Source organism: Pseudomonas protegens (assembly GCF_003732485.1).
GTDB classification, from domain to species: domain Bacteria; phylum Pseudomonadota; class Gammaproteobacteria; order Pseudomonadales; family Pseudomonadaceae; genus Aquipseudomonas; species Aquipseudomonas protegens_B.
Genome location: NZ_MOAK01000086.1, coordinates 56,074 through 82,480 on the forward strand (window position 1 = coordinate 56,074; position 26,407 = coordinate 82,480).

Sequence of the window (26,407 nt, forward strand, 5' to 3'; positions counted from 1 at the left end):
GCGTCGGTTCCATCGGTGTCGCAGGTGTTGCTTAGTGCACCAGCATGCCGGTGAACCAGTAGGCCTGGGCCAGGGTGATCAGACCGACAATAGTGGCAAAGAACAGACTGTGCTTAAGGGTGAAGCGGAACAGGTCGGATTCCTTGCCCACCAGGCCGGTGGCGGCGCAGGCCACGGCGATCGATTGCGGCGAGATCATCTTGCCGGTCACGCCGCCACTGGTGTTGGCCGCGACCAGCAGGGTGTCATTGACCCCGATCTGGTGCGCGGTGGTGGCCTGCAGCGAACTGAACAGGGCGTTGGACGAGGTATCGGAACCGGTGAGGAACACCCCGAGCCAGCCCAGGAACGGCGAGAAGAACGGGAATGCTGCGCCGGTGGCAGCCAGGACCAGGGCCATGGTCGAAGACATGCCCGAGTAGTTGGTGACGAAGGCGAACGCCAGCACCATGCCGATGGACAGGATCGGCCAGCGCAGCTCGTAGAAGGTCTCTTTCAAAGTGGTCAGACCAGTTTTGAAATTGATCTTCAGTACCAGCATGGAGACCAGCGCAGAGAAAAAGATCGCTGTGCCGGTGGCGGAGATCGGGTCGAGCTTGAATACCGCCGGGATGGCGGTGGGTGTGGTCACGATCGGCGCCATCTTGATCACCAGCTGATCCAGATGCGGGATGGCGAAGTTGAACACCCAGCCGTACATCGAGCCGCCAGCCGCGAACATCGCCTTGAAGGGCTTGAGGGTCCAGATGGTCACCAGCACGGTGAGGATCAGGAACGGCGACCAGGCCTTGAAGATCTGCCCCAGGCTGTAGGGTGAAGCGACGGTATTGCGTGGCTGACCGAAGCCGCCGGCGCTGGCGGTCACGGCAGCGCTGGAGGTGGCACCGGCGATCTGCGCACCGGCGGTGCGCTTGGGCTGCCAGATTTTCAGGAACAGGGTCAGGGAGATCAGGCTGGCCAGGGCCGAGGTGATGTCCGGCAGTTCCGGGCCGATGAAGTTCGAGGTGAAGTACTGGGTGATGGCGAAACTCAGGCCGGCCACCAGTGCGGCGGGCCAGGTCTCTTTGACGCCACGCATGCCGTCCATCATGAACACCAGCCAGAACGGCACGAACAGCGACAGCAGCGGCAGCTGGCGGCCGGTCATGGCGCCGATCTTGAAGGCGTCGATGCCCGTCACCTGGCCGGCAACGATGATCGGAATCCCCAGGGCGCCGAAGGCCACGGGTGCGGTGTTGGCGATCAGGCACAGGCCGGCGGCGTACAGTGGGTTGAAGCCCAGGCCCACCAGCAGGGCGGCGGTGATCGCCACTGGCGCACCGAAGCCTGCCGCACCTTCGAGGAAGGCGCCGAAGCAGAAGCCGATCAGCAGCACTTGCAGGCGCTGGTCGTCGGTGATCGACAGCACCGAGCTGCGGATGATTTCAAACTGGCCGCTCTTCACGGTCAGTTTGTAGAGGAATACAGCGGCGACAATGATCCAGGCGATGGGCCACAGACCGTAGGCAAATCCATAGCCAGCGGCAGCGAAGGCCATGTCGGCGGGCATCTTGAAGGCGAAGATCGCCACCAGGATCGACAGGGCCAGGGTGATACTCCCGGCGACGTGTCCTTTGAGACGGAACACGGCCAGAGCCAGGAAGAAGAACACGATCGGGATAACGGCGGCGAGGGCGGACAGGCCGAGGCTGCCAAGCGGGCTATAGAGCTGTTGCCAGGTTTGCATAATGGGGTGGCCCCTAATTGTTGTTGGTCAGGCACTGCTAGCGTCTTGGTAAATTGGTAAGACCAATTTACAAGCGCTGTTGGCTAGGGTAAAAGCCTTGTGCGTGGTGTGTCAATTTGCCGCCCTAAAACTTTTGTCGAATGCGCTATGGCGCGGGCATCTGATCGGTGCAAAAGGCTTCGTTCTGCTAGGTGTTGGCGCGCCGTGAATAGGCCAGAATAGAGCCCCCCGGCGAAGGGTCGGGAGGGTGGAGAGTGAGTTATGGGGTTTGATCAGATACGCCAGCGCCGTTTGTCCGACGATATTGTCGAGCGTCTGGAAGGGATGATTCTTGAAGGCACCTTGAAGGCTGGCGAGCGGCTGCCGGCCGAGCGTGCCCTGGCCGAGCAGTTCGGTGTCTCCCGGCCCTCACTGCGCGAGGCGATCCAGAAGCTCACGGCCAAGGGGCTGCTGATCAGCCGCCAGGGTGGCGGCAACTATGTGGTGGAATCCCTGGGCTCGACCTTCAGCGATCCGTTGCTGCACCTGCTGGAAAACAACACCGATGCCCAGCGCGACCTGCTGGAATTCCGGCATACCCTGGAAGCTTCCTGTGCTTATTACGCGGCGCTGCGGGCGACGGTAGTGGATCGCGAGCGGCTGACTCAGGCCTTCGAGGAGTTGCAGGATTGTTATTCCCGTTCCGACGATGTCAGCCGTATCGAGGAGGGCGCGGCGGATGCCAAGTTCCACCTGGCAATTGCCGAGGCCAGCCATAACGCGGTGCTGCTGCACACCATCCGCGGGCTGTTCGATCTGCTCAAGCGCAACGTGGTGACCAACATCGGCGGCATGTACAAGCAGCGCACGGAAACCCGCGACATGCTGATCAGCCAGCACCGTGACCTGTACCTGGCGATTATCGAAGGGCGAGCGGAGGATGCGCGGGAAATTTCCAGCCGGCACATTCTCTATGTGCAGGAAGTGCTCGAAGAAGTGCGTCAGGAAGTACAGCGAGTGGCCCGGGCCGAGCGGCGTAAGGGCATCTAATGCAAATCGCCGGCAGCCGGCTCCTACCTGGGTGCTGTAGGAGCCGGCTTGCCGGCGATAGCGACCTCAAGGCAGGAAGATCAGTCTTCCTTGCCCTTGGTCCGCACCGCACGCTGTAGCTCGCGATCGGAATCGCGCTCGCGTTCGGTATGACGCTTGTCGTATTCCTTCTTGCCCTTGCCCAGTGCGATTTCACACTTGACCAGATGCTTGCTCCAGTAGAGCGAAAGGCACACGCAGGCGTAACCCTTCTGCTGCACGGCGGCAAACAGCTTTTCCAGCTCTCGCTGGTTGAGCAGCAGCTTGCGCGAGCGCGTCGGGTCGGCGATGACGTGGGTGCTGGCGGTGGTCAATGGCGTGAAGTGGCTGCCGAGCAACCAGGCTTCACCATCCTTGAGCAGCACATAACTGTCGACCAGCTGTGCCTTGCCTGCACGCAGACTCTTTACTTCCCAGCCGGCCAGGACCATGCCAGCCTCGAACCGATGTTCGATGAAGTAATCGTGACGCGCCTTTTTATTTTGCGCGATGGTCCCTGTTGGGTGTTTCTTCTGTTTAGCCATAGGGGCGGCATTATAGGGAGTTGCGCGCGCGTCGGCTACGGTGACGCGGCGTGCTTGAGCAGGTTGATTGAATCCCGGACAATGCGGCCTCTTTTTTTTCGGTTGGGCGCGTTAACGATGTCGACAGACAGGGTCTCTGTCCACGGCGGCTGGGCAAGCCGCTGGGTCTTTATACTCGCTGCAACTGGTTCGGCCGTGGGCCTGGGGAGCATCTGGAAATTCCCCTACATGGTCGGCGTCTATGGTGGTGGTGCCTTTGTCCTGGTGTTTCTGGCGTGCATTGCGCTGATCGGGTTGCCGGTGATGCTGGCCGAAACCCTGATCGGTCGCCGCGCGCGGCAAAGCCCGGCGAATGCCCTGAAGGCGCTGGCCCTGGAGGCCGGGCATTCGGCCAGGTGGTCCTGGGGCGCCTTTGCCGGAATGATCACGGCGCTGCTGATTCTCTCTTTCTATAGTGTGGTGGGTGGTTGGTCCCTGGACTACATCATTGACATGGGGCGTGGCGATTTTCAGGGTGTCACGGCGGATCAGGTCGGTGTCTATTTCTCCGCGGTGACGGCCGACCCTTGGCGCCTGACGCTGTGGCACACGCTGTTCATGCTGTTGTCGGCGCTGGTGATTGCCAAGGGCGTGGTGGCCGGGCTTGAGCGCAGCCTGCGGATCATGATGCCGCTGCTGTTTGTGATGCTGCTGGTGCTGTTGGGCTACAGCATGACCACCGGGCACTTCATGCAGGGCCTGCACTTCATGTTCGACTTCAGCCTGGAACGCTTGCTGGATGGGCTGTTGCCGGCCATGGGGCATGCGTTCTTTTCCCTCAGCGTGGGGGTCGGTTCGATCATGATCTACGGCGCCTATATGCCCAAGCATTCGTCCCTGGCCGGCACTGTGGTCGGGGTGGCCTTGCTGGATACCTTCGTTTCTCTGGTGGCGGGCATGGCCCTGTTTCCCATTGTGTTCGCCGCCGGGCTAAACCCTAGCGAGGGGCCGGGGCTGATGTTTATCAGCCTGCCGTTCGCCTTCGGCAATGTGGCGTTCGGCCAGCTTATGGGCGTAGTGTTCTTTATCCTGGTGGCGATTGCTGCCTGGAGTTCGGCCATTTCCCTGTTGGAGCCAATGGTGGCTTATCTCGTCGAGAGGACTAAAATCCGCCGCGGCTGGGTGACTTTCTGGCTGGCGTTCAGTTGCTGGTTCGTGGGATTGGGAACAGTGTTTTCCTTCAACATCTGGCAGCAGGCCAAATTCTTCGTGAACGAAGGCGGTGTTTTTCATCTCTATCGATGGGGCGCGGCCGGCGGTCTGGATTTCTTTGGCGTGATCGACTTTTTCACCTCGCGGATCATGTTGCCTCTTGGCGGTTTGTGCTTCGTGGTATTTGCAGGTTGGGTGATGGGCCGTGAGGCAGTTCGTGATGAGCTGTCGTTGCGTAGCCCGCTGTTGTTCGCCCTGGCCTTGTTTTTGATGCGCTATGTGGCGCCCGTCGGCATTCTTGTGGTGTTTGCCGCCCAGTTGTGGAAATGAAGCTCACATGACGACCCATATTCAACGTTCGGCCCTTTTGCCCTATCCGGCGCAGTTCCTGTATGACCTGGTCAATGATGTGGCCCGGTACCCGGAGTTTCTTCCCTGGTGTTCTACTGCCGAGGTGCTGGAAAGCAGTGAAGAGCGGATGCGTGCCAGCCTGGCGGTGGCCAAGGGCGGCATGAGCCAGCGTTTCATGACCTGCAATACCCTGGTGCCGGGGCAGTCGATCGAGATGAATCTGGAAGAGGGGCCGTTCAATCAACTGCATGGCCTTTGGGTGTTCAAGCCGTTGGGGGAGAAGGCCTGCAAGATCAGCCTCGATCTGTCGTTCGACTACGCCGGGCCGTTGGTGCGTGCCACCCTGGGGCCTCTGTTCAATCAGGCGGCCAATACCCTGATGGACGCATTCTGCCAGCGGGCCAAGCAACTGCATGGTTGAGCCTCTGATCGCCATCGAGGTGGTTCACGCTGCCGCCGACCGCCAGGTGCTGGTTAGTGTGCAAGTGCCCCAGGGTTCGACCCTGCGTGCAGCGCTGGAGGCTTCTTCTATAAAGGAGCATTTTAACGAGTTAGATCTGGCGGCGTGCCCGGTGGGTATCTTCGGAAAGCAGGTATCCGATCCTGGGCAATATGTAGTGCAGGCCGGAGATCGAATTGAAATCTATCGCCCGCTGCTGGCAGATCCGAAAGAGGTGCGGCGTCTGCGTGCCGCCAAGGCGGCCGAGGCTCGTAAGCGTGAGCAGTGATCGTTAGCAACAGCCAATAAAAAGCCCGGGCATGCCCGGGCTTTTTTATTCGCCACAAATTATTGCGGAGAAGTGTCCAGGGGTTCAGGTGTAGGCACTGGTACGGTTTCGACGCCATCCACATCCTTCTGGATCTGGTCCAGCAACGAGCCTGGCTTGACCGGCTTCTCGGCTTTGGGCTTCTCGGCGTTCTCGGTAGGGGCGGTGACGGTGTTGCCGCTCTCCTTGCCCAGCAGGGCTTCGTCGCGGCTTACACCGGGCATGAAGTCACCGGCCAAGCTGACCAGTTGGTCGTTACCGTTGAAGATCAGGCTCACGCGTTCCTGTTGGCGTTCACCGCCACCAGGCTGCAGGCTGTAGAGATAATCCCAGCGATCGGCATGGAACGTGTCGGTCAACAGAGGGTTGCCCATGATAAACCGTACTTGCCGTCGGGTCATTCCGGGGCGCAACTGGTCTATCATGTCCTGCGTGACGACATTGCCCTGCTGGATGTCGATTTTGTAAACCCCGGGGAATGAACAACCGGCGAGTGCGAGCAGTCCCACGAAGGTGAAACTGGTTAGCAAGAGCTTGGTGTTTTGCATCGGTGGGCGACTTCCACTATCTTGGCTGGGACAACGTAAACCCCGATCATACCCGCATTAAGAGAAGCTGCGAAGCAGCATCGGCGAGAAAGCTGACCATGGTTGAAAATAGCGAACTACGTAAAGCCGGCCTTAAAGTGACTCTGCCACGGGTCAAAATTCTACAAATGCTCGATTCCACCGAGCAGCGGCACATGAGCGCTGAAGATGTCTACAAGGCGCTGATGGAAGCTGGTGAGGATGTGGGTCTGGCCACGGTTTACCGTGTACTGACTCAATTCGAAGCAGCCGGACTGGTGGTACGCCATAATTTTGATGGCGGTCACGCTGTATTCGAGCTGGCGGATGGCGGTCACCACGACCATATGGTCAACGTGGAGTCTGGCGAAGTGATCGAATTCTTCGACGAAGAAATCGAAAAGCTTCAGAAGGCGATTGTCGAAAAGCACGGTTTCGAGTTGGTGGATCACAATCTTGTGCTGTATGTGCGCAAGAAGAAGTAAGCCCCTCACGCGACTTTCATAGTCGTGAAACGATCGAAGGCGACCTTAGGGTCGCCTTCGTGCTTTGTGCCTATATAAAAGCAGCGCTTGAGACTCAAGCCTTGGTGGTCACGACCATTTTCTTGGCGTGGGCCAGGGACTCCTTGGTCAAATCGATGCCGCCCAGCATTCGGGCAATTTCCTCGACCCTTTCATTCTTGCCCAGCTTGGAAACGGCGGTGTGAGTTGCATTGTTGCCGCGTACCTTGTGCACGAACAGGTGCTGATGTCCCTGGGCGGCGACTTGTGGCAAGTGGGTAACGGTCAGTACCTGGCCGCGCTCTCCGAGACGTCGTAGCAATTGGCCGACGATCTCCGCGGTCGGGCCGCCGATCCCGACGTCGACCTCGTCGAATACCAGGGTTGGAACGCGGGAGGTTTGCGCGGTGATCACTTGAATGGCCAGGCTGATGCGTGACAACTCACCACCCGATGCAACCTTGGCCAGGGCCTTGAGCGGTTGTCCGGGGTTGGCGCTGACCAGCAGTTCAACCTGCTCCAGGCCATTGGGCAGCAGCTCATCGCTGGTGTTGGCTCGCAGTTCGATGGTGAAGCGCCCGCCAGGCATGCCCAGGCGCTGAATTTCCAATTCCACCGCGCTCGCTAGGCTGGTTGCAGCTTGCTGGCGCAATTGGCTCAGTTCCTGGGCTTTTTCCTGGTAATGCCGGGCGAAGGACTGCAGTTCCTCGCCAAGTCGCTCGATGGACTCATCGTTGGCGTCCAGAGTCTCGATTTCATCCAGCAAGGTCTGCTGCATGGCGGCGAGTTCGAAGGGTTGGATGCGATGTTTGCGTGCCAGGGTGTAGATGGAGTCCAGGCGTTCTTCCAACTGCTGCAGGCGGGCCGGGTCGGCGTCGAAGTGATCGAGGAAACGATTCAATTCGCCAACCGCTTCTTCCACCTGAATCTGGGCGCTGGCCAAGAGATTGGTGGCCTCGCCCAACGATCCCGTTGAGTTACCAATGCTGGACAGGCGGTTGAGGCTGACGGTCAACGCGTTGAGGACATTGCCGGAATCACTTTCGCTGCATTGTTCAACCACTTGGCGGCAGATGCCCAGTAGGGTTTCGGCGTTGGTCAGGTTCTTGTGTTCCTGCTCCAGATCCTCGAGTTCGTTTTCCCCCAGGCCGAGGTTCTCCAGTTCTTCCAGCTGATAGCTGAGCAGTTGGTGGCGAGCTCGTTGCTCATCGCCCGAGTTTGACAGGCGCTCCAGCTCCTGGCGGGTCTGGCGCCAGCGTTGGGCGGCCAACTGCACCTGGCGGGCGAGATCTGTGGCGCCGGCGTATTCATCCAGCAAGCGCCGATGGGTATCGGTCTTGAGCAGTGACTGGTGCTCGTGCTGACTGTGGATATCGATGAGCAGTTCGCCCAGGGCCTTGAGGTCTCCGAGCGGGCAGGGCGTACCGTTGATATAGCCGCGGGAACGTCCTTCGGCGGTGATCACCCGGCGCAGTATGCAGGGGCCGTCGTTGTCCAGATCGCGCTCGGCCAGCCAGCTGTGGGCCTCGGGAATGTCCGTCAGGTCGAAGGTGGCAAGGATGTCGGCCTTGTCGGCGCCTGGCCGTACCACGCCGCTGTCAGCGCGATCGCCCAGGGTCAGGCCGAGCGCATCGAGCATGATCGACTTGCCGGCGCCGGTTTCGCCTGTAATGACGCTCATCCCGCGATCCAGTTCCAGATCCAGGTGTTCGACGATGGCGTAATTGTGTACGGACAGGTGCACCAGCATTAAGGCCGCTCCCAAACTAGATGTCTGGTTATTTATACAGTGTTTTGTTTCGGGCTGACAATGCTTTCCCTTAGCTCGATTTGCTTGGTCATTCTGGCTTTTTAGTGCGCCCGGTAATGTCTGCATACAGGATTTACCGGGCCGGAATGACTTTTGCTGTGGCTGCGGACTTGAACCTTGAAAATGCGACCCCATATAGCTGGGCAGAAGAGTGAGCCCGGCTCACAGACGATATTGAAAGGAGAATTTCATGGCTGACGAACAGACGCTGGATACGCAAAATCTAGACGCCAATCAGGCTCCCGAGGCATCGGGTGATGACCTGGCGGCTCGTGTACAAGTGCTCGAAGAGCAACTGGCTGGTGCGCAGGATCAGGCTTTGCGTGTTGCTGCCGATCTGCAGAACGTCCGCCGCCGCGCCGAGCAGGACGTGGAAAAGGCTCACAAATTTGCTCTCGAGAAGTTTGCCGGTGACCTGCTGCCGGTGATCGACAGCCTGGAGCGTGGCCTGGAGCTGTCCAACCCGGACGACGAAAGCATCCGCCCGATGCGTGAAGGTATCGAGCTGACCTTGAAGATGTTCCACGACACCCTCAAGCGTTATCAGTTGGAAGCCATCGATCCTCACGGCGAACCGTTCAATGCTGAACAGCATCAGGCCATGGCCATGCAGGAAAGCGCGGATGTCGAGCCAAACAGTGTTCTCAAAGTGTTCCAGAAGGGCTACCAGCTCAACGGTCGCCTGCTGCGCCCGGCCATGGTCGTGGTCAGCAAGGCTCCTGCACCGGTTTCGCCTTCGATTGACGAAAAGGCTTGAAAACGGCTGTAGAGCCCCCATTTATCAGTCAAGCGTTTAAGTGCTACCGCAGTTTGCCACCACAGCTGCGGCATCCAAATCCAAAGTTTCGGGAGAGTTAACATGGGCAAGATTATCGGTATTGACTTGGGGACCACCAACTCGTGCGTCTCCATTCTTGAAAACGGCAACGTAAAAGTTATCGAAAACGCTGAAGGCGCGCGTACCACGCCGTCGATCATCGCGTACGCCAACGATGGCGAGATTCTGGTAGGTCAGTCGGCCAAGCGTCAGGCTGTCACCAACCCGCACAACACCCTGTACGCAGTTAAGCGTCTGATCGGTCGTCGTTTCGACGAAGAAGTTGTGCAGAAAGACATCCAGATGGTCCCTTACAAGATCGTCAAGGCTGACAACAACGACGCCTGGGTTGAAGTGAACGGCCAGAAAATGGCTCCGCCACAGATCTCGGCTGAAATCCTCAAGAAAATGAAGAAGACCGCCGAAGACTACCTCGGTGAAGCAGTGACCGAGGCGGTCATTACTGTTCCGGCCTACTTCAACGACAGCCAGCGTCAGGCCACCAAGGACGCCGGTCGCATCGCCGGTCTGGACGTCAAGCGCATCATCAACGAACCAACCGCAGCCGCTCTGGCTTACGGCATGGACAAGGCCAAGGGCGATCACACCGTGATCGTTTACGACCTGGGCGGTGGTACTTTCGACGTCTCCGTGATCGAGATCGCTGAAGTCGATGGCGAGCACCAGTTCGAAGTACTGGCCACCAACGGTGACACCTTCCTGGGTGGCGAGGACTTCGACATCCGTCTGATCGACTACCTGGTTGATGAGTTCAAGAAAGAAAGCGGCATGAACCTCAAGGGTGACCCGCTGGCCATGCAGCGTCTGAAAGAAGCTGCCGAAAAAGCCAAGATCGAGCTGTCCTCGAGCCAGCAGACCGATGTCAACCTGCCGTACATCACTGCAGATGCCACTGGTCCTAAGCACCTGAACGTGAAGATTTCCCGCGCCAAGCTGGAATCTCTGGTTGAAGATCTGGTTCAGCGCACCATCGAGCCATGCCGTATCGCTCTGAAGGACGCCGGTATCGACGTCGGCGCGATCAACGACGTGATCCTGGTTGGCGGCCAGACCCGTATGCCGCTGGTGCAGAAAACCGTAACCGACTTCTTCGGTAAAGAAGCCCGTAAGGACGTCAACCCGGACGAAGCTGTTGCCATGGGTGCTGCGATCCAGGGTGCGGTACTGGCCGGTGACGTGAAAGACGTGCTGCTGCTGGACGTCAGCCCGCTGACCCTGGGTATCGAAACCATGGGTGGCGTGATGACTGCGCTGATCGAGAAAAACACCACGATTCCTACCAAGAAATCGCAAGTGTTCTCGACTGCCGACGACAACCAGGGCGCAGTGACCATTCACGTGCTGCAGGGTGAGCGCAAGCAAGCCGCGCAGAACAAGTCCCTGGGCAAGTTCGACCTGGCCGACATTCCACCTGCTCCACGTGGCGTGCCGCAGATCGAAGTGACCTTCGACATCGACGCCAACGGCATCCTGCACGTAGGTGCGAAGGACAAGGCCACCGGCAAGACTCAGTCGATCGTGATCAAGGCCAACTCGGGTCTGTCGGATGAAGAGATCCAGCAGATGATCCGCGACGCTGAAGCCAACTCGGAAGAGGATCGCAAGTTCGAAGAGCTGGCCACTGCCCGTAACCAGGGTGATGCGCTGGTGCACTCGACTCGCAAGATGGTGGCTGACGCCGGCGACAAAGTGACTGCGGAAGAGAAGACCGCGATCGAAGCTGCCGTGGTTGCCTTGGAAGCCGCTGTCAAAGGCGACGACAAGGCTGCCATCGACGCCAAGGTCGAAGAGCTGTCGAAAGTCTCGGCCCCGGTTGCTCAGAAGATGTACGCCGAACAGGCCCAGCCTGCAGAAGGCGCGGCACCGCACGCCGAGTCCGCTGAAAAAGCCGACGACGTCGTCGATGCCGAGTTCGAAGAAGTAAAAGACCACAAGTAATGGCTTGTTGGTCGGCCGGTTGACTGCCTTCGGGCGGTGACTGGTAGGATGTCGCCGCGCGGGAGCTTGCTCCCGCGTTGGCGTGTCTGGAGTCAGCGAATTTTGATGGCGTACAACCTTCGTTTGTGCGCTGGCGGTCGGGTCGGAGAAGCTCCTGCTTTCCGGCTGCGATGACCGCAATTATCGACCTGCAAGCGGGTCGTCTATCCAAGACCAGGATCGTTGAATTGACGTGAGTTGGGTCCGGGCCTGTATTGGGGCTCAGCGAGTTTGGCAGAGCTCAGGAGGGTTTGCCGGACGTCCTTAAGAGTGCAAAGACTTATGGCAAAGCGTGACTATTACGAAGTATTGGGTGTGGAGCGTGGCTCCAGCGAAGCGGAGCTGAAAAAGGCTTACCGTCGCCTGGCGATGAAGCATCACCCGGATCGTAATCCCGGCGACAAAGCGTCGGAAGACATGTTCAAGGAGGCCAACGAGGCCTACGAAGTGCTGTCCGACTCCAGTAAGCGCGCAGCTTATGACCAATATGGTCATGCCGGTGTCGATCCGAGCATGGGTGGCGGTGGCGCCGGTTTTGGCGGTCAGAACTTCTCCGATATCTTCGGTGATGTGTTCAGTGATTTCTTCGGTGGCGGTCGCGGCGGTTCCCGTGGCGGCGCGCAGCGCGGCAGCGACCTGCGTTACACCTTGGAGCTGAATCTGGAGGAGGCGGTGCGTGGCACCACGGTGAATATCCGTGTGCCGACACTGGTCAACTGTAAGCCATGCGATGGCTCGGGTGCCAAGAAAGGCTCGTCGCCTGTCACTTGCCCGACCTGCGGTGGTATTGGTCAGGTGCGGATGCAGCAGGGCTTCTTCTCGGTGCAGCAGACCTGCCCGCGTTGCCATGGCCAGGGCAAGATCATTTCCGATCCGTGCGATTCGTGCCACGGCGAAGGCCGGGTCGAAGAGTACAAGACGCTGTCGGTAAAAGTGCCGGCGGGTGTCGATACCGGTGACCGTATCCGTCTGTCCGGTGAGGGCGAGGCGGGGACTCAGGGTGGTCCGACCGGTGACCTGTATGTGGTGATCAATGTGCGCGAGCACGCGATCTTCCAGCGTGACGGCAAGCACCTGTTCTGCGAAGTACCTATCAGCTTCGTTGATGCGGCGCTGGGTGGCGAGTTGGAGATTCCGACCCTGGATGGTCGGGTCAAGCTGAAGATCCCTGAGGGAACCCAGACCGGCAAGCAGTTCCGGATTCGTGGCAAGGGCGTTGCTCCGGTGCGTGGCGGCGGTGCCGGCGACCTGATGTGCCGGGTTGCGGTGGAAACGCCAGTGAACCTGAGCCGTCGTCAGCGCGAGTTGCTGGAAGAGCTGCGCGGTTCGCTGGATGGCGACAATTCGCACTCGCCGAAAACCACGGGTTGGTTCGAGGGCGTCAAGCGCTTCTTCGGCGACCTGTAAGGAGTAATGCATGCGACGTATAGCAGTGATGGGCGCCGCGGGGCGCATGGGCAAGACTTTGGTCGAGGCTGTGCAGCTGCGCTCGCCGCTCTCCGGGCTGACGGCAGCCATCGTTCGCCCTGGCAGTTCGCTGGTGGGCGCGGATGCAGGTGAGCTGGCGTCCCTGGGTCGTCTTGGCGTGTCGATGTCCGATAGCCTGGAGAAGGTTGTCGATGAGTTTGATGTGCTGATCGATTTCACCTTGCCGGAAGTGATGCTCAAGAACCTGGCCTTCTGCCGTAAGGCGGGCAAGGCCATGGTGATTGGTACTACGGGTTTGGGTGCCAAGGAAAAGCAATTGCTGGCCGAGGCGGGCAAGGATATTCCCATCGTCTTCGCTGCAAACTTCAGTGTTGGGGTGAACCTGTCGCTGAAGCTGCTGGACATGGCGGCTCGGGTGCTGGGTGATGATGCGGACATCGAAATCATCGAGGCCCATCACCGGCACAAGATCGATGCGCCTTCGGGCACTGCCCTGCGCATGGGTGAGGTGATTGCCAATGCCTTGGGGCGCGACCTGCAACAGGTTGCGGTCTATGGTCGCGAGGGGCATACCGGTGCGCGTGAGCGCGAAACCATCGGTTTTGCCACTGTGCGTGGTGGTGATGTGGTGGGGGATCATACTGTGCTGTTTGCCACTGAGGGCGAGCGCTTGGAAATCACCCATAAGGCCTCCAGTCGCATGACCTTCGCCAAGGGAGCGGTGCGTGCCGCTCTCTGGCTGGATGGTCGTGAGGCCGGTCTTTACGACATGCAGGATGTGCTGGATCTGCGTTGAGATGCATCTGAAGTGGGGTTGAGGTTGTGCCTCGGCCCCTGCTTCAAACCGCTAGGCGATGTTCTGTCGCATTCCTCTGCCTTTAGGGCTCATTAGCGGTGGACCGAAAAAGCCTTTTTCTGTAAGCTACAGCTTTAGTGTGTCCACTAAAAGCGCGCAGATAATTCGACGAAGAAGCGGGGTGACGTGTCTATACGTCATTCCGCTTTTTTACAACCTGCGATCGCCCTTTCAGGCTCTATTTACGGGAGGTCTTCTTGACTAAGCCAGCCATACTCGCCCTTGCTGATGGCAGCATTTTTCGTGGCGAAGCCATTGGAGCCGACGGTCAGACCGTTGGTGAGGTGGTGTTCAACACCGCAATGACCGGCTATCAGGAAATCCTTACCGATCCTTCCTACGCCCAACAGATCGTTACCCTGACCTATCCCCACATCGGCAACACCGGCACCACGCCGGAAGACGCCGAGTCCGATCGCGTCTGGTCGGCTGGCCTGGTTATCCGTGACTTGCCGCTGGTGGCCAGCAACTGGCGTAACACCCTGTCCCTGTCCGATTACCTGAAAGCCAACAACGTCGTGGCGATCGCCGGTATCGACACCCGTCGCCTGACCCGCATCCTGCGTGAGAAAGGTGCACAGAACGGCTGCATCATGGCCGGCGACAACATTTCCGAAGAGGCGGCGATTGCTGCCGCCCGCGGCTTCCCGGGCCTCAAGGGCATGGACCTGGCGAAAGTCGTCAGCACCAAGCAAAGCTACGAATGGCGTTCGACGGTCTGGGATCTGAAGACCGACAGCCACGCCACCATCGAAGCCGCCGATCTGCCGTACCACGTGGTTGCCTATGACTACGGGGTCAAGCTGAACATCCTGCGCATGCTGGTGGAGCGCGGTTGCCGCGTGACCGTGGTGCCTGCTCAGACCCCGGCGAGCGACGTCCTGGCCCTCAATCCGGATGGCGTGTTCCTGTCCAACGGCCCAGGCGACCCCGAGCCTTGCGACTACGCCATCAAGGCGATCAAGGAAATCCTCGAAACCGAGATTCCGGTGTTCGGCATCTGCCTGGGTCACCAACTGCTGGCCTTGGCCTCCGGCGCCAAGACCCTGAAAATGGGCCACGGCCACCACGGCGCCAACCACCCGGTCCAGGACCTGGATACCGGAGTGGTCATGATCACCAGCCAGAACCACGGTTTTGCGGTGGATGAAGCCACGCTGCCGGGCAACGTCCGGGCGATCCACAAGTCGCTGTTCGACGGCACCTTGCAGGGTATCGAGCGTACCGACAAGAGCGCGTTCAGCTTCCAGGGCCACCCTGAAGCCAGCCCGGGCCCGAACGATGTGGCGCCGCTGTTCGACCGCTTCATCAACGAGATGGCCAAGCGACGCTAAGCGTTCGCCTTGAAAGTGTAGCGAGCAGCGCCTGAGGGCGGCCCCGGCGAGTCCGGCGGAATCCCCTCAGGCGCCTCAGAGAATGTTCAAGACGGCTTGCCGACTGACCTGCGGATTTGAGTGACAACCCATGCCAAAACGTACAGACATTAAAAGCATCCTGATTCTTGGCGCTGGCCCGATCGTGATCGGCCAGGCCTGTGAGTTCGACTACTCCGGCGCCCAGGCCTGCAAGGCCCTGCGCGAAGAGGGGTACCGGGTCATCCTGGTGAACTCCAACCCGGCCACCATCATGACCGACCCGGCCATGGCCGACGCCACCTACATCGAGCCGATCAAGTGGCAGACTGTTGCCAAGATCATCGAGAAAGAGCGCCCGGACGCGCTGCTGCCAACCATGGGCGGCCAGACTGCTTTGAACTGCGCTCTGGACCTGGAGCGCGAAGGCGTTCTGGAGAAGTTCGGCGTAGAGATGATCGGCGCCAATGCCGACACTATCGACAAGGCTGAAGACCGTTCGCGCTTCGACGCCGCCATGAAGTCCATCGGCCTGGCGTGCCCACGTTCCGGTATCGCTCACAGCATGGAAGAGGCCAATGCAGTCCTCGACAAGCTGGGCTTCCCTTGCATCATCCGTCCGTCCTTCACCATGGGCGGCACCGGTGGCGGTATTGCTTACAACCGTGAAGAGTTCGAAGAGATCTGCGCCCGCGGTCTGGACCTGTCGCCGACCAAGGAACTGCTGATCGACGAATCGCTGATCGGCTGGAAAGAGTACGAGATGGAGGTGGTCCGCGATAAGAAGGACAACTGCATCATCGTCTGCTCCATCGAAAACTTCGACCCGATGGGTGTGCACACCGGTGACTCGATCACCGTGGCTCCGGCACAGACCCTGACCGACAAGGAATACCAGATCCTGCGTAACGCCTCCCTGGCGGTACTGCGCGAGATCGGCGTGGAAACCGGCGGCTCCAACGTGCAGTTCGGCATCTGCCCGAACACCGGCCGCATGGTCGTGATCGAGATGAACCCGCGGGTGTCCCGCTCCTCGGCGCTGGCCTCGAAAGCCACCGGCTTCCCGATCGCCAAGGTCGCGGCCAAGCTGGCGGTGGGTTACACCCTGGACGAGCTGTCCAACGACATCACCGGTGGCAAGACTCCAGCCTCCTTCGAGCCGTCAATCGACTACGTCGTGACCAAGCTGCCGCGCTTCGCCTTCGAGAAGTTCTCCAAGGCGGACGCGCGCCTGACCACCCAGATGAAGTCGGTGGGTGAAGTCATGGCCATCGGCCGGACCTTCCAGGAATCCCTGCAGAAAGCTCTGCGCGGTCTGGAGGTTGGTGTTTGCGGCCTGGATCCGAAACTCGACCTGAGCAACCCGGAAAGCATGAACGTGCTCAAGCGTGAGCTGACCGTGCCAGGCGCCGAGCGTATCTGGTACGTGGCTGACGCCTTCCGTGCCGGCATGACCGTCGAGCAGATCTTCGGGATGAACATGATCGATCCTTGGTTCCTGGTGCAGATCGAAGATCTGATCAAGGAAGAAGAGAAGGTCAAGACCTTGGGGTTGTCGGCTATCGGTCGCGACCTGATGTTCCGCTTGAAGCGCAAAGGCTTCTCCGACCAGCGTCTGGCCAAGCTGCTGGGTGTGACCGAGAAGAACCTGCGCACTCACCGTCATAAGCTGGAAGTGTTCCCGGTCTACAAGCGCGTCGATACTTGCGCCGCCGAGTTCGCCACTGACACCGCTTACCTGTACTCGACTTATGAAGAAGAGTGCGAAGCCGCACCTTCGAGTCGTGACAAGATCATGATCCTGGGTGGCGGTCCAAACCGTATCGGCCAGGGTATCGAGTTCGACTACTGCTGCGTACACGCTGCACTGGCGCTGCGCGACGATGGTTACGAAACCATCATGGTCAACTGCAACCCGGAAACCGTTTCCACCGACTACGACACCTCCGATCGCCTGTACTTCGAGCCAGTAACCCTGGAAGACGTGCTGGAAATCGTCCGCGTCGAGAAGCCAAAAGGCGTGATCGTTCAGTACGGCGGCCAGACTCCGCTGAAATTGGCCCGTGCCCTGGAAGCGGCCGGTGTGCCGATCATTGGCACCAGTCCTGACGCCATCGACCGTGCCGAAGACCGTGAGCGCTTCCAGCAAATGGTTGAGCGCCTGAACCTGCGTCAGCCACCAAACGCCACTGTGCGCAGCGAAGACGAAGCGATTCGTGCCGCGACCAAGATCGGTTATCCGTTGGTGGTGCGTCCGTCCTATGTTCTGGGCGGCCGGGCGATGGAAATCGTCTACGAGGAAGAAGAGCTCAAGCGCTACCTGCGTGAAGCGGTGCAAGTGTCCAACGACAGCCCGGTGCTGCTGGACCACTTCCTCAACTGCGCCATCGAGATGGACGTAGATGCGGTCTGCGACGGTACCGACGTGGTGATCGGCGCGATCATGCAGCACATCGAGCAGGCCGGCGTTCACTCCGGTGACTCCGCGTGCTCCCTGCCGCCGTACTCGCTGCCGGCGCACATCCAGGATGAGATGCGTGAGCAGGTCAAGAAAATGGCCCTGGAGTTGGGCGTGGTTGGCTTGATGAACGTACAGTTGGCCCTGCAGGGCAATGAAATCTACGTCATTGAAGTGAACCCGCGTGCTTCCCGCACCGTGCCTTTCGTGTCCAAGTGCATCGGCGTCTCCCTGGCGATGATCGCGGCTCGGGTGATGGCTGGTAAGACCCTGAAAGAGCTGGGCTTTACCAAGGAAATCATCCCGAACTTCTACAGCGTCAAGGAAGCGGTGTTCCCGTTCGCCAAGTTCCCGGGTGTTGACCCGATCCTCGGCCCAGAGATGAAGTCCACCGGTGAGGTCATGGGTGTGGGCGATACTTTCGGTGAGGCTTTCGCCAAGGCCCAGATGGGTGCCAGCGAAGTGCTGCCGACTGGCGGTACTGCATTCATCAGTGTCCGTGACGATGACAAACCTCTGGTTGCAGGCGTGGCCCGTGATCTGATCAACTTGGGCTTCGAAGTGGTCGCTACTGCGGGCACCGCCAAGCTGATCGAAGCGGCCGGCCTGAAAGTGCGTCGTGTGAACAAGGTGACTGAAGGTCGTCCGCATGTGGTCGATATGATCAAGAACGACGAAGTCACCCTGATCATCAACACCACTGAAGGTCGTCAGTCGATCGCTGACTCTTACTCCATTCGTCGTAACGCCTTGCAGCACAAGATCTACTGCACCACCACCATTGCTGCTGGCGAAGCTATCTGCGAAGCGTTGAAGTTCGGTCCAGAAAAAACCGTGCGTCGCTTGCAGGATCTACACGCAGGATTGAAGGCATGAATAAATACCCAATGACCGTCCAGGGCGCTCGCGCCCTGGAAGAAGAGCATGCTCACCTGACCAAGGTCGTGCGTCCGAAGCTCAGCCAGGACATCGGTACGGCCCGCGAGTTGGGTGATTTGAAGGAAAACGCTGAATACCATGCTGCCCGTGAACAGCAAGGCATGGTCGAGGCTCGGATCCGTGATATCGAAGGTCGTCTGCAGAACTCGGTGGTCATCGACGTCACGACCATTCCTCATACCGGCAAGGTAATCTTTGGTACCACGGTCGAGATCGCCAACGTCGAGACCGACGAAAGCGTGACCTACCAGATCGTTGGTGAGGACGAGGCTGATATCAAGCTCGGTAAAATTTCCGTCGGCTCGCCGATTGCCCGCGCCTTGATTGCCAAGGAAGAGGGTGATGTGGTGGCGGTCAAAACGCCTGGCGGCGTTATCGAGTATGAGATTGTCGAAGTCCGTCACATCTGAAAGAAGGCGCCCGCTGCATGCGGGCGCCATGCTTTGGCAGCTGACCCAGATGTTGTGGGTCGGCGGCTTATGGTTATTGCATCTCGGCTTGTTTCCCGTCCTGGGCCAGATTGGCCTCGCTCCCTTGCTCATCGAAGAGGTTTCGACGCTGCTCAGTGCGTTGTTGGTGGGCTTTTCGGCGGCGTGCCTGGTTCTACAGGCGCTGGTGCTGATTCAGTCCGAAGGGCTGAGAAGTCTTTGGCGGGATATTCGGGGGCAACTGCTGTTGATGGCAATGTATGCGTGCGCGATGTATTTCACTGTGCGCGTTCTGTTGCCGGAAGCTCAGCGCTGGCAGTTGTTCAGCTATCTGGTTCTGGGCTTTTCCGGCTTGATACTGGTGCTGCAGCCGGTGCCAGGATGGGGTGGAAGGGTGCGCCAGGCACACCCTTGACCCGAGTCGACGTCAGTTGAAACGATGGACGTTCGACAATTGCTTGTTTACCTTGGCGTTCTTGCGGTAGATCAGCGCCATCTTGCCGATGACCTGCACCAGATCCGCTTTGCCGGCCTTGCACAGTTCGGCAATGGCTTCCAGGCGCGATTCGCGCTCGAGGATGTTGAGCTTGATCTTGATCAGCTCGTGATCGCTCAAGGCGCGTTCAAGTTCGGCTAGCACACCTTCGGTCAAACCGTTGTCAGCCACAGTCAATACTGGTTTCAGATGGTGGCCAATGGATTTGTACTGTTTCTTCTGCTCTTGAGTGAGCGGCATAATCTGACCCCTGCGTCTGATCTTGTAAAAAGCGGCGGCCAGTTTACCCGAGCGAGTCCGGGACCGCCCAGTTAATCACGACCCGTTTTATTTTGAGGTGGCCCGTGGCCCGTTCCAAAACTAGCCATAACTGGCTGAAAGAGCACTTCAACGACCCATTCGTCAAAATGGCGCAAAAAGATGGGTACCGTTCCCGTGCCAGCTACAAGCTGCTGGAGATCCAGGAAAAGGACCGCCTTATCCGTCCTGGCATGAGTGTGATCGACCTAGGGGCCGCCCCGGGTGGCTGGTCGCAGGTGACCAGTCGTCTGATTGGTGGTCAGGGGCGCTTGATTGCCTCCGACATCCTGGAGATGGACAGCATTCCCGATGTGACCTTTATTCAAGGGGACTTTACCGAGGATGCGGTGTTGGCGCAGATCCTCGAAGCTGTCGGAAATTCTGAAGTTGACCTTGTGATTTCCGATATGGCCCCCAATATGAGTGGGTTAGCGGCTGTGGACATGCCTCGTGCGATGTTCCTGTGCGAATTGGCGCTGGATCTTGCTAGTCGGGTATTACGTCCAGGTGGTGATTTTCTGATCAAGATCTTCCAGGGTGAAGGTTTTGATGAGTACCACAAGAGCGTTCGGCAGATGTTCGAGAAAGTGCAGATGCGCAAGCCGACATCTTCCCGTGACCGTTCTAGGGAGCAATACCTGTTGGGGCGTGGCTTCCGTGGTCGCAGTGAGTAAGTAAGGATTTTGACTGGGGTGATAGGATTTTCGTATTTCGCCCCGTCAGATTAAACGCATATTGTGTAGTCTAAGTTTCACATAGGGTTACAGACAGCGCCTGCCAGAGCTGTAGGTAATGTAGTAAGTTAGGCCGGTGAATATCATGCGAAGCGCGCGCCAGTAGCGGAGCTTGCTTCAGAGGGTAGTTAATTGAACGACATGGCAAAGAATCTGATCCTTTGGTTGATCATCGCTGCCGTCCTTGTGACGGTGATGAACAACTTCTCCAGCCCTAACGAGCCGCAAACCCTCAACTACTCCGACTTCATCCAGCAAGTTAAGGATGGCAAGGTCGAGCGCGTAGCGGTTGATGGCTACGTGATTACCGGCAAGCGCAACGATGGCGACAGCTTCAAAACCATTCGTCCTGCCATTCAGGACAATGGCCTGATCGGCGATTTGGTGGACAACCATGTCGTGGTCGAAGGCAAGCAGCCTGAGCAGCAAAGCATCTGGACCCAACTGTTGGTGGCCAGCTTCCCGATCCTGGTGATCATTGCCGTCTTCATGTTCTTCATGCGGCAAATGCAAGGTGGCGCAGGTGGCAAGGGTGGGCCAATGAGCTTTGGCAAGAGCAAGGCGCGTCTGCTCTCTGAAGATCAGGTGAAAACCACTCTGGCTGACGTCGCTGGTTGTGACGAGGCTAAGGAGGAAGTTGGCGAACTGGTTGAGTTCCTGCGTGATCCGGGCAAGTTCCAGCGTCTGGGCGGTCGCATTCCTCGGGGGGTGCTGATGGTAGGTCCGCCGGGTACCGGTAAGACCTTGCTGGCCAAGGCCATTGCGGGCGAAGCCAAGGTGCCATTCTTCACTATTTCCGGTTCCGACTTCGTCGAGATGTTCGTTGGTGTCGGTGCCAGCCGTGTTCGCGATATGTTTGAGCAGGCCAAGAAACATGCTCCGTGCATCATTTTCATCGATGAGATCGACGCTGTCGGTCGTCACCGTGGCGCCGGCATGGGCGGCGGTCATGATGAGCGTGAGCAGACCCTCAACCAATTGCTGGTTGAGATGGACGGCTTTGAAATGAATGACGGCATCATTGTTATCGCTGCCACTAACCGTCCAGACGTACTCGACCCAGCGTTGCTGCGTCCTGGTCGTTTCGACCGCCAGGTGGTGGTTGGCCTGCCGGACATTCGCGGTCGTGAGCAGATTCTCAAGGTTCACATGCGCAAAGTGCCAATGGGCGAAGATGTTGCCCCGGCAGTAATCGCGCGCGGTACACCGGGTTTCTCCGGTGCCGACTTGGCAAACCTGGTGAACGAGGCTTCGTTGTTCGCGGCTCGTACCGGTAAGCGTATTGTCGAAATGAAGGAATTTGAACTGGCCAAGGACAAGATCATGATGGGCGCAGAGCGCAAATCCATGGTCATGTCCGAGAAAGAAAAGCAGAACACCGCTTATCACGAAGCCGGCCACGCCATTGTCGGTCGAGTCGTGCCTGAGCATGATCCGGTCTACAAAGTCTCGATCATCCCTCGCGGTCGGGCATTGGGCGTCACCATGTTCCTGCCGGAAGAAGATCGCTACAGCCTGTCCAAGCGAGCCCTGATCAGCCAGATCTGCTCGCTCTATGGTGGCCGTATCGCAGAAGAGATGACGCTGGGTTTTGACGGCGTGACCACCGGTGCATCCAACGACATCATGCGCGCCAGCCAGATTGCTCGGAACATGGTCACCAAGTGGGGCCTCTCCGAAAAACTCGGTCCGCTGATGTATGCGGAAGAAGAGGGCGAAGTATTCCTGGGTCGCAGTGCTGGCAGTCAGCATGCCAGTTTGTCCGCTGAAACAGCGAAACTGATCGACTCCGAAGTGCGCAGTATCATTGACCAGTGCTACGGCACTGCCAAACAGATCCTGACGGACAACCGCGACAAGCTGGACGCCATGGCGGACGCCTTGATGAAGTACGAAACCATCGATGCCGATCAGATTGACGACATCATGGCGGGGCGTACTCCGCGTGAACCTCGTGATTGGGAGGGCGGTTCGGGTACTACTCCTCCAGTAGTGCAAAACGAACGTCCGGAAACACCCATCGGCGGCCCTGCTGCCGACCACTAAGGTTTTAAATGACTTCTGTTCCTTCCTCCACCCGGTTGCCTTGCGGCAACCGGGTTCTTGATTTGGCCCGTGCGCATGTCATGGGCATCTTGAATGTAACCCCCGATTCCTTTTCCGATGGCGGTCGCTTCAGCCAGCTGGATGTTGCTTTGCGACATGCCGAGGCCATGGTTGCCGCCGGTGCTACGCTGATCGATATCGGCGGCGAATCAACTCGGCCCGGTGCCCGGACGGTATCGCCGCTGGAGGAGCTGGAGCGCGTTGCCCCTGTCGTCGAGCGAATTCATCGTGAACTGGACGTGGTTATTTCCGTTGATACCTCAACCCCGGCAGTGATTCGCGAAACTGCACGTCTCGGGGCGGGGTTGATTAACGATGTACGTGCGTTGCGCCGTGATGGTGCTCTGGATGCAGCTGCTGCCACCGGTTTGCCGGTGTGTCTGATGCATATGCTCGGTGAGCCGGGAGATATGCAGGATAATCCGCATTATCAGAATGTCACCCAGGAAGTGGGTGTCTTTTTGGCCGAGCGAATGGCTGCGTGTGCGGCTGTCGGGATTGGCGCTGAACGGATTGTTCTCGATCCGGGCTTTGGCTTTGCCAAGACCCTGCAGCACAATTTGAGCCTGTTCAAGCATATGGAGGCCCTGCATGCCCTTGGGCGCCCCCTTCTGGTTGGGGTTTCGCGCAAAAGCATGGTTGGCCAAACCTTGAATCGACCTGTAGCCGAGCGATTGCACGGTAGTCTGGCGCTCGCGGCACTGGCGGTGACCAAGGGGGCGAAAATTATCCGCGTCCATGATGTCGCCGAGACAGTGGACGTTGTGCGAATGATTGCGGCAGTGGAATCCGCCGAATAAGAACGATGGAGTACTTATGACTAAGAAATACTTTGGCACCGACGGCATTCGTGGTCGTGTGGGCGAATTCCCGATTACTCCTGATTTCATGCTCAAGCTCGGTTGGGCGGCTGGCATGGCCTTTCGCAGCATGGGCGCCTGCCGCGTGCTGGTAGGCAAGGACACGCGTATCTCTGGGTACATGTTCGAATCGGCTCTCGAGGCAGGGCTGTCTGCCGCCGGTGCAGATGTAATGCTGCTGGGGCCGATGCCGACTCCGGCGATCGCTTATCTGACGCGCACCTTCCATGCGGAGGCCGGGATTGTCATCAGTGCTTCGCACAATCCCCATGATGACAACGGCATCAAGTTCTTCTCGGGTGAGGGCACCAAGTTGCCTGACGAGGTGGAGTTGATGATCGAAGAGTTGCTGGATGCGCCGATGACCGTGGTGGAGTCGAGCAAGCTCGGCAAGGTTTCGCGGATCAACGACGCATCGGGGCGCTACATTGAGTTCTGCAAGAGCAGCGTGCCATCGAGCACCAGTTTTGCCGGCTTGAAAGTCGTCCTGGACTGCGCTCATGGCGCCACCTACAAGGTAGCGCCGAGTGTATTCCGCGAGTTGGGCGCGCAAGTCACGGTTCTGTCTGCGCAGCCTAATGGCTTGAACATCAACGAGAACTGCGGTTCGACTCATATGTCGCAATTGCAGGCGGCGGTACTGGCCGAGCACGCGGATCTGGGTATTGCCTTTGATGGCGACGGTGACCGGGTGCTGATGGTCGACCAGACCGGTGCAATTGTTGACGGTGATGAGCTGCTGTTCATCATCGCCCGGGATTTGCATGAGCGTGACAAGTTGCAAGGCGGTGTGGTCGGGACGCTTATGAGCAATCTGGGGCTGGAGCTGGCTCTGGCGGATCTGGGTATTCCTTTTGTCCGGGCCAATGTAGGTGATCGTTATGTGATTGCCGAACTGCTGGAACGCAACTGGCTGGTGGGGGGAGAGAACTCCGGGCACATCGTGTGCTTGCGGCACGCCACGACGGGTGATGCGATCATCGCTGCATTGCAGGTGCTGATGGCACTCAAGGCGCGTGGTGAAAGCCTGGCGCAGTCACGTCAGGGGCTGCGTAAGTGCCCTCAAGTGCTGGTCAATGTTCGCTTTGCCGGGGGGGATAACCCGGTTGAGCATCCTGCTGTGAAAGAGGCCTGTGAACGCGTGACTGCCGCGATGGCGGGGCGTGGCCGGGTTCTTCTGCGCAAGTCCGGTACCGAGCCTTTGGTGCGTGTCATGGTCGAAGGTAGCGATGAAGCACAGGTTCGCGCTTATGCTGATGAGCTGGCAAAACTGGTTGCTGAAGTTTCTGCCTGATTTCGGCTTGCCAGTGTTGTTTTGGTTGGGTAACATCTGCGCCCACTTTGACCGACGAGGTACAGCATGCGTCGCCCTATGGTAGCTGGTAACTGGAAGATGCACGGTACCCGCGCCAGCGTCGCTGAGCTGATCAATGGCCTTCGTCATCTGGCCTTGCCAAGCGGTGTTGATGTCGCGGTATTCCCGCCTTGCTTGTATATCAATCAAGTGATTGATGGCTTGAAAGGTAAGTCGATTTCGGTCGGCGCGCAGAATTCTGCGGTGGAATCCATGCAAGGTGCGTTGACGGGCGAGATCGCCCCGAGTCAATTGGTGGACGCAGGTTGTTCCCTGGTGCTGGTTGGGCATTCCGAACGCCGTCTGATCATGGGCGAGCGGGACGCGACTCTCAATCGCAAGTTCGCGGCAGCACAGGCTTGTGGTTTGAAGCCGATTCTGTGTGTAGGGGAAACCCTCGAACAGCGCGAAGCCGGGAAGACTCTAGAAGTTGTAGGGCGTCAGCTGGGCAGTATTATCGAAGAGTTGGGTGTTGGCGCGTTCGCCAATGCTGTTATCGCTTACGAGCCGGTCTGGGCCATTGGCACCGGGCTGACTGCAACACCGCAACAGGCGCAGGATGTGCATGCAGCCATCCGCGCGCAGTTGGCGGCAGAGAATTCTGAAGTGGCACGAGGAGTGCGGCTTCTATACGGCGGCAGCGTGAAGGCGGCCAATGCGGTCGAACTGTTCGGCATGCCGGATATCGATGGGGGGCTCATTGGTGGAGCTTCCCTGAATGCAGATGAGTTCGGTGCGATCTGTCGCGCCGCGGGAAACTGAAAAAATGCTGGAAACAGTCGTAGTCGTTTTTCATCTGCTGGGTGCCCTGGGCGTAGTTGCTCTGGTTTTGCTGCAGCAGGGTAAAGGTGCGGATGCTGGCGCGTCTTTCGGTGCAGGTGCTTCAAATACTGTGTTCGGAAGCCAAGGTTCCTCTACCTTTCTTAGTAAGTTTACTGCTATACTTGCCGCCGGTTTCTTCATAACCAGCTTAGGGTTAGGTTACTTTGCTAAAGAGAAAGCTCATCAGCTGACTCAAGTAGGCTTACCAGATCCAGCAGTGCTTGAAGTGCCAAAGCAAAAACCGGCTTCTGATGATGTCCCGGTGCTCCAAGAGCAAAAGTCGGCCAACAGCGCGACTGACGTACCTCCAGCTCCAGAGCAGAAGTAAGAAGAGTTTCATGCAGTAACGTAGTCTATGCCGAGGTGGTGGAATTGGTAGACACGCAACCTTGAGGTGGTTGTGCCCATAGGGTGTAGGGGTTCGAGTCCCCTTCTCGGTACCAATTATCAGGAGAGCCCGCTGTTGCGGGCTTTCTTGTAGGTGGAAGGTTACATTGACCCAAAAAGGGATCAGTCGTATACTTCCGCCCCAGCTTTGTCGCGGGGTGGAGCAGTCTGGTAGCTCGTCGGGCTCATAACCCGAAGGTCGTCGGTTCAAATCCGGCCCCCGCAACCAGTTTTAGCGGAGCCCCTTTTCAGGGGCTTTTTGTTAGCTGGACACTTTATAACGCCGCTATTCAACGGCGTTTCCGGGATGGGCGCTTCGCCCATTTTTTATTTGCACAAGCATGCACGAGGGGGTTCAGGTGTCGAGCAAGCTAGAACAGTTGCAGGCCTTGTTGGCCCCGGTGGTCGTGGCCCTTGGCTATGAATGCTGGGGTATCGAGTTTTCGGCTCAGGGTCGCCACTCATTGTTGCGCGTTTATATCGATAAAGAAGGCGGCGTGCTGGTGGACGATTGCGCCATCGTCAGCCGTCAGATCAGCGGTGTTCTCGACGTAGAAGATCCGATC

The 26,407-nt window shown here is 58.5% G+C and carries 25 protein-coding genes and 2 tRNA genes; 22 read left to right on the forward strand and 5 right to left on the reverse strand.

The genetic code is table 11. From position 1 onward, the window contains the following. Positions 1-31 precede the first annotated feature (31 nt). Positions 32-1,726 (reverse strand): lactate permease LctP family transporter, encoded by a 1,695-nt coding sequence (locus tag BLX41_RS27230; protein ID WP_123727405.1) that lies wholly within the window; start codon positions 1,724-1,726, stop codon positions 32-34. Between the two features lie 261 nt (positions 1,727-1,987). Here BLX41_RS27230 and BLX41_RS27235 point away from each other — a divergent pair, with 261 nt between their 5' ends. After that, entirely contained in the window at positions 1,988-2,755 is a 768-nt protein-coding gene (locus tag BLX41_RS27235) for a GntR family transcriptional regulator (protein ID WP_123727406.1), read from the forward strand. Positions 2,756-2,835: 80 nt separating this feature from the next. Here the strand turns inward: BLX41_RS27235 and smpB are convergent, their stop codons facing one another. Further along, a complete protein-coding gene (smpB, locus tag BLX41_RS27240) occupies positions 2,836-3,318 on the reverse strand; it encodes an SsrA-binding protein SmpB (RefSeq protein WP_011059180.1) in 483 nt (160 codons plus the stop codon). A gap of 117 nt (positions 3,319-3,435) precedes the next feature. On the opposite strand from smpB, the gene BLX41_RS27245 reads away from it, so the two are divergent. The 3 genes from BLX41_RS27245 to BLX41_RS27255 are packed head-to-tail and all read left to right on the forward strand — an operon-like array spanning position 3,436 to position 5,588. Beyond that, complete coding sequence (locus tag BLX41_RS27245; RefSeq protein WP_123727407.1) at positions 3,436-4,839, forward strand: sodium-dependent transporter; 1,404 nt, start codon at positions 3,436-3,438, stop codon at positions 4,837-4,839. A 7-nt stretch (positions 4,840-4,846) separates the two neighbouring features. Further along, positions 4,847-5,281, forward strand: coding sequence for a type II toxin-antitoxin system RatA family toxin (locus tag BLX41_RS27250; RefSeq protein ID WP_185073814.1), 435 nt, complete (start codon positions 4,847-4,849; stop codon positions 5,279-5,281). Beyond that, the gene (locus BLX41_RS27255; RefSeq protein WP_123727408.1) at positions 5,274-5,588 is read left to right on the forward strand and encodes an RnfH family protein; all 315 of its coding nucleotides are present in this window, start codon (positions 5,274-5,276) and stop codon (positions 5,586-5,588) included. Before BLX41_RS27250 ends, BLX41_RS27255 begins: the two co-directional genes overlap by 8 nt. Before the next feature lie 59 nt (positions 5,589-5,647). On the opposite strand, the gene BLX41_RS27260 is transcribed toward BLX41_RS27255, so the two are convergent. After that, positions 5,648-6,175 (reverse strand): outer membrane protein assembly factor BamE, encoded by a 528-nt coding sequence (locus BLX41_RS27260; protein ID WP_123727409.1) that lies wholly within the window; start codon positions 6,173-6,175, stop codon positions 5,648-5,650. Positions 6,176-6,273: 98 nt separating this feature from the next. Between BLX41_RS27260 and fur the strand changes: the two genes are divergently transcribed. Continuing rightward, positions 6,274-6,678, forward strand: a complete 405-nt coding sequence (gene fur, locus BLX41_RS27265; protein WP_011059185.1) for a ferric iron uptake transcriptional regulator — start codon at positions 6,274-6,276, stop codon at positions 6,676-6,678. A gap of 94 nt (positions 6,679-6,772) precedes the next feature. On the opposite strand, the gene recN is transcribed toward fur, so the two are convergent. Next, the gene (gene recN, locus BLX41_RS27270) at positions 6,773-8,446 is read right to left on the reverse strand and encodes a DNA repair protein RecN (protein ID WP_123727410.1); all 1,674 of its coding nucleotides are present in this window, start codon (positions 8,444-8,446) and stop codon (positions 6,773-6,775) included. Between the two features lie 250 nt (positions 8,447-8,696). Between recN and grpE the strand changes: the two genes are divergently transcribed. From grpE to BLX41_RS27310, 8 genes are all read left to right on the forward strand, one after another. After that, on the forward strand, positions 8,697-9,263 hold the full coding sequence (gene grpE / locus BLX41_RS27275) for a nucleotide exchange factor GrpE (RefSeq protein ID WP_011059187.1): 567 nt from the start codon (positions 8,697-8,699) through the stop codon (positions 9,261-9,263). 102 nt (positions 9,264-9,365) lie between these two features. After that, positions 9,366-11,282, forward strand: coding sequence for a molecular chaperone DnaK (dnaK, locus tag BLX41_RS27280; protein ID WP_123727411.1), 1,917 nt, complete (start codon positions 9,366-9,368; stop codon positions 11,280-11,282). A gap of 321 nt (positions 11,283-11,603) precedes the next feature. Beyond that, positions 11,604-12,728, forward strand: coding sequence for a molecular chaperone DnaJ (dnaJ, locus tag BLX41_RS27285; RefSeq protein ID WP_123727412.1), 1,125 nt, complete (start codon positions 11,604-11,606; stop codon positions 12,726-12,728). A gap of 10 nt (positions 12,729-12,738) precedes the next feature. Continuing rightward, positions 12,739-13,545 carry a 4-hydroxy-tetrahydrodipicolinate reductase gene (gene dapB / locus BLX41_RS27290; RefSeq protein WP_102878327.1) on the forward strand — a complete coding sequence of 269 codons (807 nt, stop codon included), beginning with the start codon at positions 12,739-12,741 and terminating at the stop codon, positions 13,543-13,545. 257 nt (positions 13,546-13,802) lie between these two features. Beyond that, positions 13,803-14,939, forward strand: coding sequence for a glutamine-hydrolyzing carbamoyl-phosphate synthase small subunit (gene carA / locus BLX41_RS27295; protein WP_047301683.1), 1,137 nt, complete (start codon positions 13,803-13,805; stop codon positions 14,937-14,939). Positions 14,940-15,069: 130 nt separating this feature from the next. Continuing rightward, positions 15,070-18,291: a carbamoyl-phosphate synthase large subunit gene (gene carB / locus BLX41_RS27300; RefSeq protein ID WP_123727413.1), complete on the forward strand. Its 3,222-nt coding sequence runs from the start codon at positions 15,070-15,072 to the stop codon at positions 18,289-18,291. Beyond that, positions 18,288-18,764, forward strand: a complete 477-nt coding sequence (gene greA / locus BLX41_RS27305; protein WP_011059193.1) for a transcription elongation factor GreA — start codon at positions 18,288-18,290, stop codon at positions 18,762-18,764. Before carB ends, greA begins: the two co-directional genes overlap by 4 nt. 28 nt (positions 18,765-18,792) lie before the next feature. After that, on the forward strand, positions 18,793-19,197 hold the full coding sequence (locus BLX41_RS27310) for an MFS transporter (RefSeq protein WP_123727414.1): 405 nt from the start codon (positions 18,793-18,795) through the stop codon (positions 19,195-19,197). Positions 19,198-19,209: 12 nt separating this feature from the next. On the opposite strand, the gene BLX41_RS27315 is transcribed toward BLX41_RS27310, so the two are convergent. Beyond that, entirely contained in the window at positions 19,210-19,518 is a 309-nt protein-coding gene (locus BLX41_RS27315) for a YhbY family RNA-binding protein (RefSeq protein ID WP_102861082.1), read from the reverse strand. Positions 19,519-19,622: 104 nt separating this feature from the next. Here BLX41_RS27315 and rlmE point away from each other — a divergent pair, with 104 nt between their 5' ends. The 9 genes from rlmE to rimP all read left to right on the forward strand — a co-directional run. Beyond that, positions 19,623-20,252, forward strand: a complete 630-nt coding sequence (rlmE, locus tag BLX41_RS27320) for a 23S rRNA (uridine(2552)-2'-O)-methyltransferase RlmE (RefSeq protein WP_016967229.1) — start codon at positions 19,623-19,625, stop codon at positions 20,250-20,252. A gap of 201 nt (positions 20,253-20,453) precedes the next feature. Continuing rightward, complete coding sequence (gene ftsH, locus BLX41_RS27325; RefSeq protein ID WP_060837486.1) at positions 20,454-22,358, forward strand: ATP-dependent zinc metalloprotease FtsH; 1,905 nt, start codon at positions 20,454-20,456, stop codon at positions 22,356-22,358. An 8-nt stretch (positions 22,359-22,366) separates the two neighbouring features. Then, positions 22,367-23,218 (forward strand): dihydropteroate synthase, encoded by an 852-nt coding sequence (gene folP / locus BLX41_RS27330; protein ID WP_123727415.1) that lies wholly within the window; start codon positions 22,367-22,369, stop codon positions 23,216-23,218. Between the two features lie 16 nt (positions 23,219-23,234). Then, positions 23,235-24,572: a phosphoglucosamine mutase gene (gene glmM, locus BLX41_RS27335; protein ID WP_123727416.1), complete on the forward strand. Its 1,338-nt coding sequence runs from the start codon at positions 23,235-23,237 to the stop codon at positions 24,570-24,572. Positions 24,573-24,638: 66 nt separating this feature from the next. Then, a complete protein-coding gene (gene tpiA / locus BLX41_RS27340) occupies positions 24,639-25,394 on the forward strand; it encodes a triose-phosphate isomerase (protein WP_025131413.1) in 756 nt (251 codons plus the stop codon). A gap of 4 nt (positions 25,395-25,398) precedes the next feature. Beyond that, positions 25,399-25,782, forward strand: a complete 384-nt coding sequence (gene secG / locus BLX41_RS27345; protein WP_015634120.1) for a preprotein translocase subunit SecG — start codon at positions 25,399-25,401, stop codon at positions 25,780-25,782. Between the two features lie 29 nt (positions 25,783-25,811). Next, positions 25,812-25,897: transfer RNA gene (locus BLX41_RS27350), tRNA-Leu, on the forward strand. Positions 25,898-25,993: 96 nt separating this feature from the next. Further along, positions 25,994-26,070, forward strand: a tRNA-Met gene (locus BLX41_RS27355). Between the two features lie 130 nt (positions 26,071-26,200). Beyond that, a partial coding sequence (gene rimP, locus BLX41_RS36405) for a ribosome maturation factor RimP (protein WP_259697063.1) occupies positions 26,201-26,407 on the forward strand: 207 nt, incomplete at its 3' end.

Excerpts from the sequence above, each read along its gene's own strand:
- BLX41_RS27235 (WP_123727406.1), top strand. The coding sequence starts at position 1,988 with ATGGGGTTTGATCAGATACGCCAGCGCCGTTTGTCCGACGATATTGTC.
- greA (WP_011059193.1), top strand. The coding sequence starts at position 18,288 with ATGAATAAATACCCAATGACCGTCCAGGGCGCTCGCGCCCTGGAAGAA.
- tpiA (WP_025131413.1), top strand. The coding sequence starts at position 24,639 with ATGCGTCGCCCTATGGTAGCTGGTAACTGGAAGATGCACGGTACCCGC.
- BLX41_RS27230 (WP_123727405.1), bottom strand. The coding sequence starts at position 1,726 with ATGCAAACCTGGCAACAGCTCTATAGCCCGCTTGGCAGCCTCGGCCTG.
- fur (WP_011059185.1), top strand. The coding sequence starts at position 6,274 with ATGGTTGAAAATAGCGAACTACGTAAAGCCGGCCTTAAAGTGACTCTG.
- BLX41_RS27260 (WP_123727409.1), bottom strand. The coding sequence starts at position 6,175 with ATGCAAAACACCAAGCTCTTGCTAACCAGTTTCACCTTCGTGGGACTG.
- recN (WP_123727410.1), bottom strand. The coding sequence starts at position 8,446 with ATGCTGGTGCACCTGTCCGTACACAATTACGCCATCGTCGAACACCTG.
- BLX41_RS27315 (WP_102861082.1), bottom strand. The coding sequence starts at position 19,518 with ATGCCGCTCACTCAAGAGCAGAAGAAACAGTACAAATCCATTGGCCAC.
- secG (WP_015634120.1), top strand. The coding sequence starts at position 25,399 with ATGCTGGAAACAGTCGTAGTCGTTTTTCATCTGCTGGGTGCCCTGGGC.
- carB (WP_123727413.1), top strand. The coding sequence starts at position 15,070 with ATGCCAAAACGTACAGACATTAAAAGCATCCTGATTCTTGGCGCTGGC.
- dnaJ (WP_123727412.1), top strand. The coding sequence starts at position 11,604 with ATGGCAAAGCGTGACTATTACGAAGTATTGGGTGTGGAGCGTGGCTCC.
- grpE (WP_011059187.1), top strand. The coding sequence starts at position 8,697 with ATGGCTGACGAACAGACGCTGGATACGCAAAATCTAGACGCCAATCAG.
- dnaK (WP_123727411.1), top strand. The coding sequence starts at position 9,366 with ATGGGCAAGATTATCGGTATTGACTTGGGGACCACCAACTCGTGCGTC.
- dapB (WP_102878327.1), top strand. The coding sequence starts at position 12,739 with ATGCGACGTATAGCAGTGATGGGCGCCGCGGGGCGCATGGGCAAGACT.
- BLX41_RS27250 (WP_185073814.1), top strand. The coding sequence starts at position 4,847 with ATGACGACCCATATTCAACGTTCGGCCCTTTTGCCCTATCCGGCGCAG.
- folP (WP_123727415.1), top strand. The coding sequence starts at position 22,367 with ATGACTTCTGTTCCTTCCTCCACCCGGTTGCCTTGCGGCAACCGGGTT.
- BLX41_RS27255 (WP_123727408.1), top strand. The coding sequence starts at position 5,274 with ATGGTTGAGCCTCTGATCGCCATCGAGGTGGTTCACGCTGCCGCCGAC.
- BLX41_RS27245 (WP_123727407.1), top strand. The coding sequence starts at position 3,436 with ATGTCGACAGACAGGGTCTCTGTCCACGGCGGCTGGGCAAGCCGCTGG.
- ftsH (WP_060837486.1), top strand. The coding sequence starts at position 20,454 with ATGGCAAAGAATCTGATCCTTTGGTTGATCATCGCTGCCGTCCTTGTG.
- glmM (WP_123727416.1), top strand. The coding sequence starts at position 23,235 with ATGACTAAGAAATACTTTGGCACCGACGGCATTCGTGGTCGTGTGGGC.
- smpB (WP_011059180.1), bottom strand. The coding sequence starts at position 3,318 with ATGGCTAAACAGAAGAAACACCCAACAGGGACCATCGCGCAAAATAAA.
- BLX41_RS27310 (WP_123727414.1), top strand. The coding sequence starts at position 18,793 with ATGCTTTGGCAGCTGACCCAGATGTTGTGGGTCGGCGGCTTATGGTTA.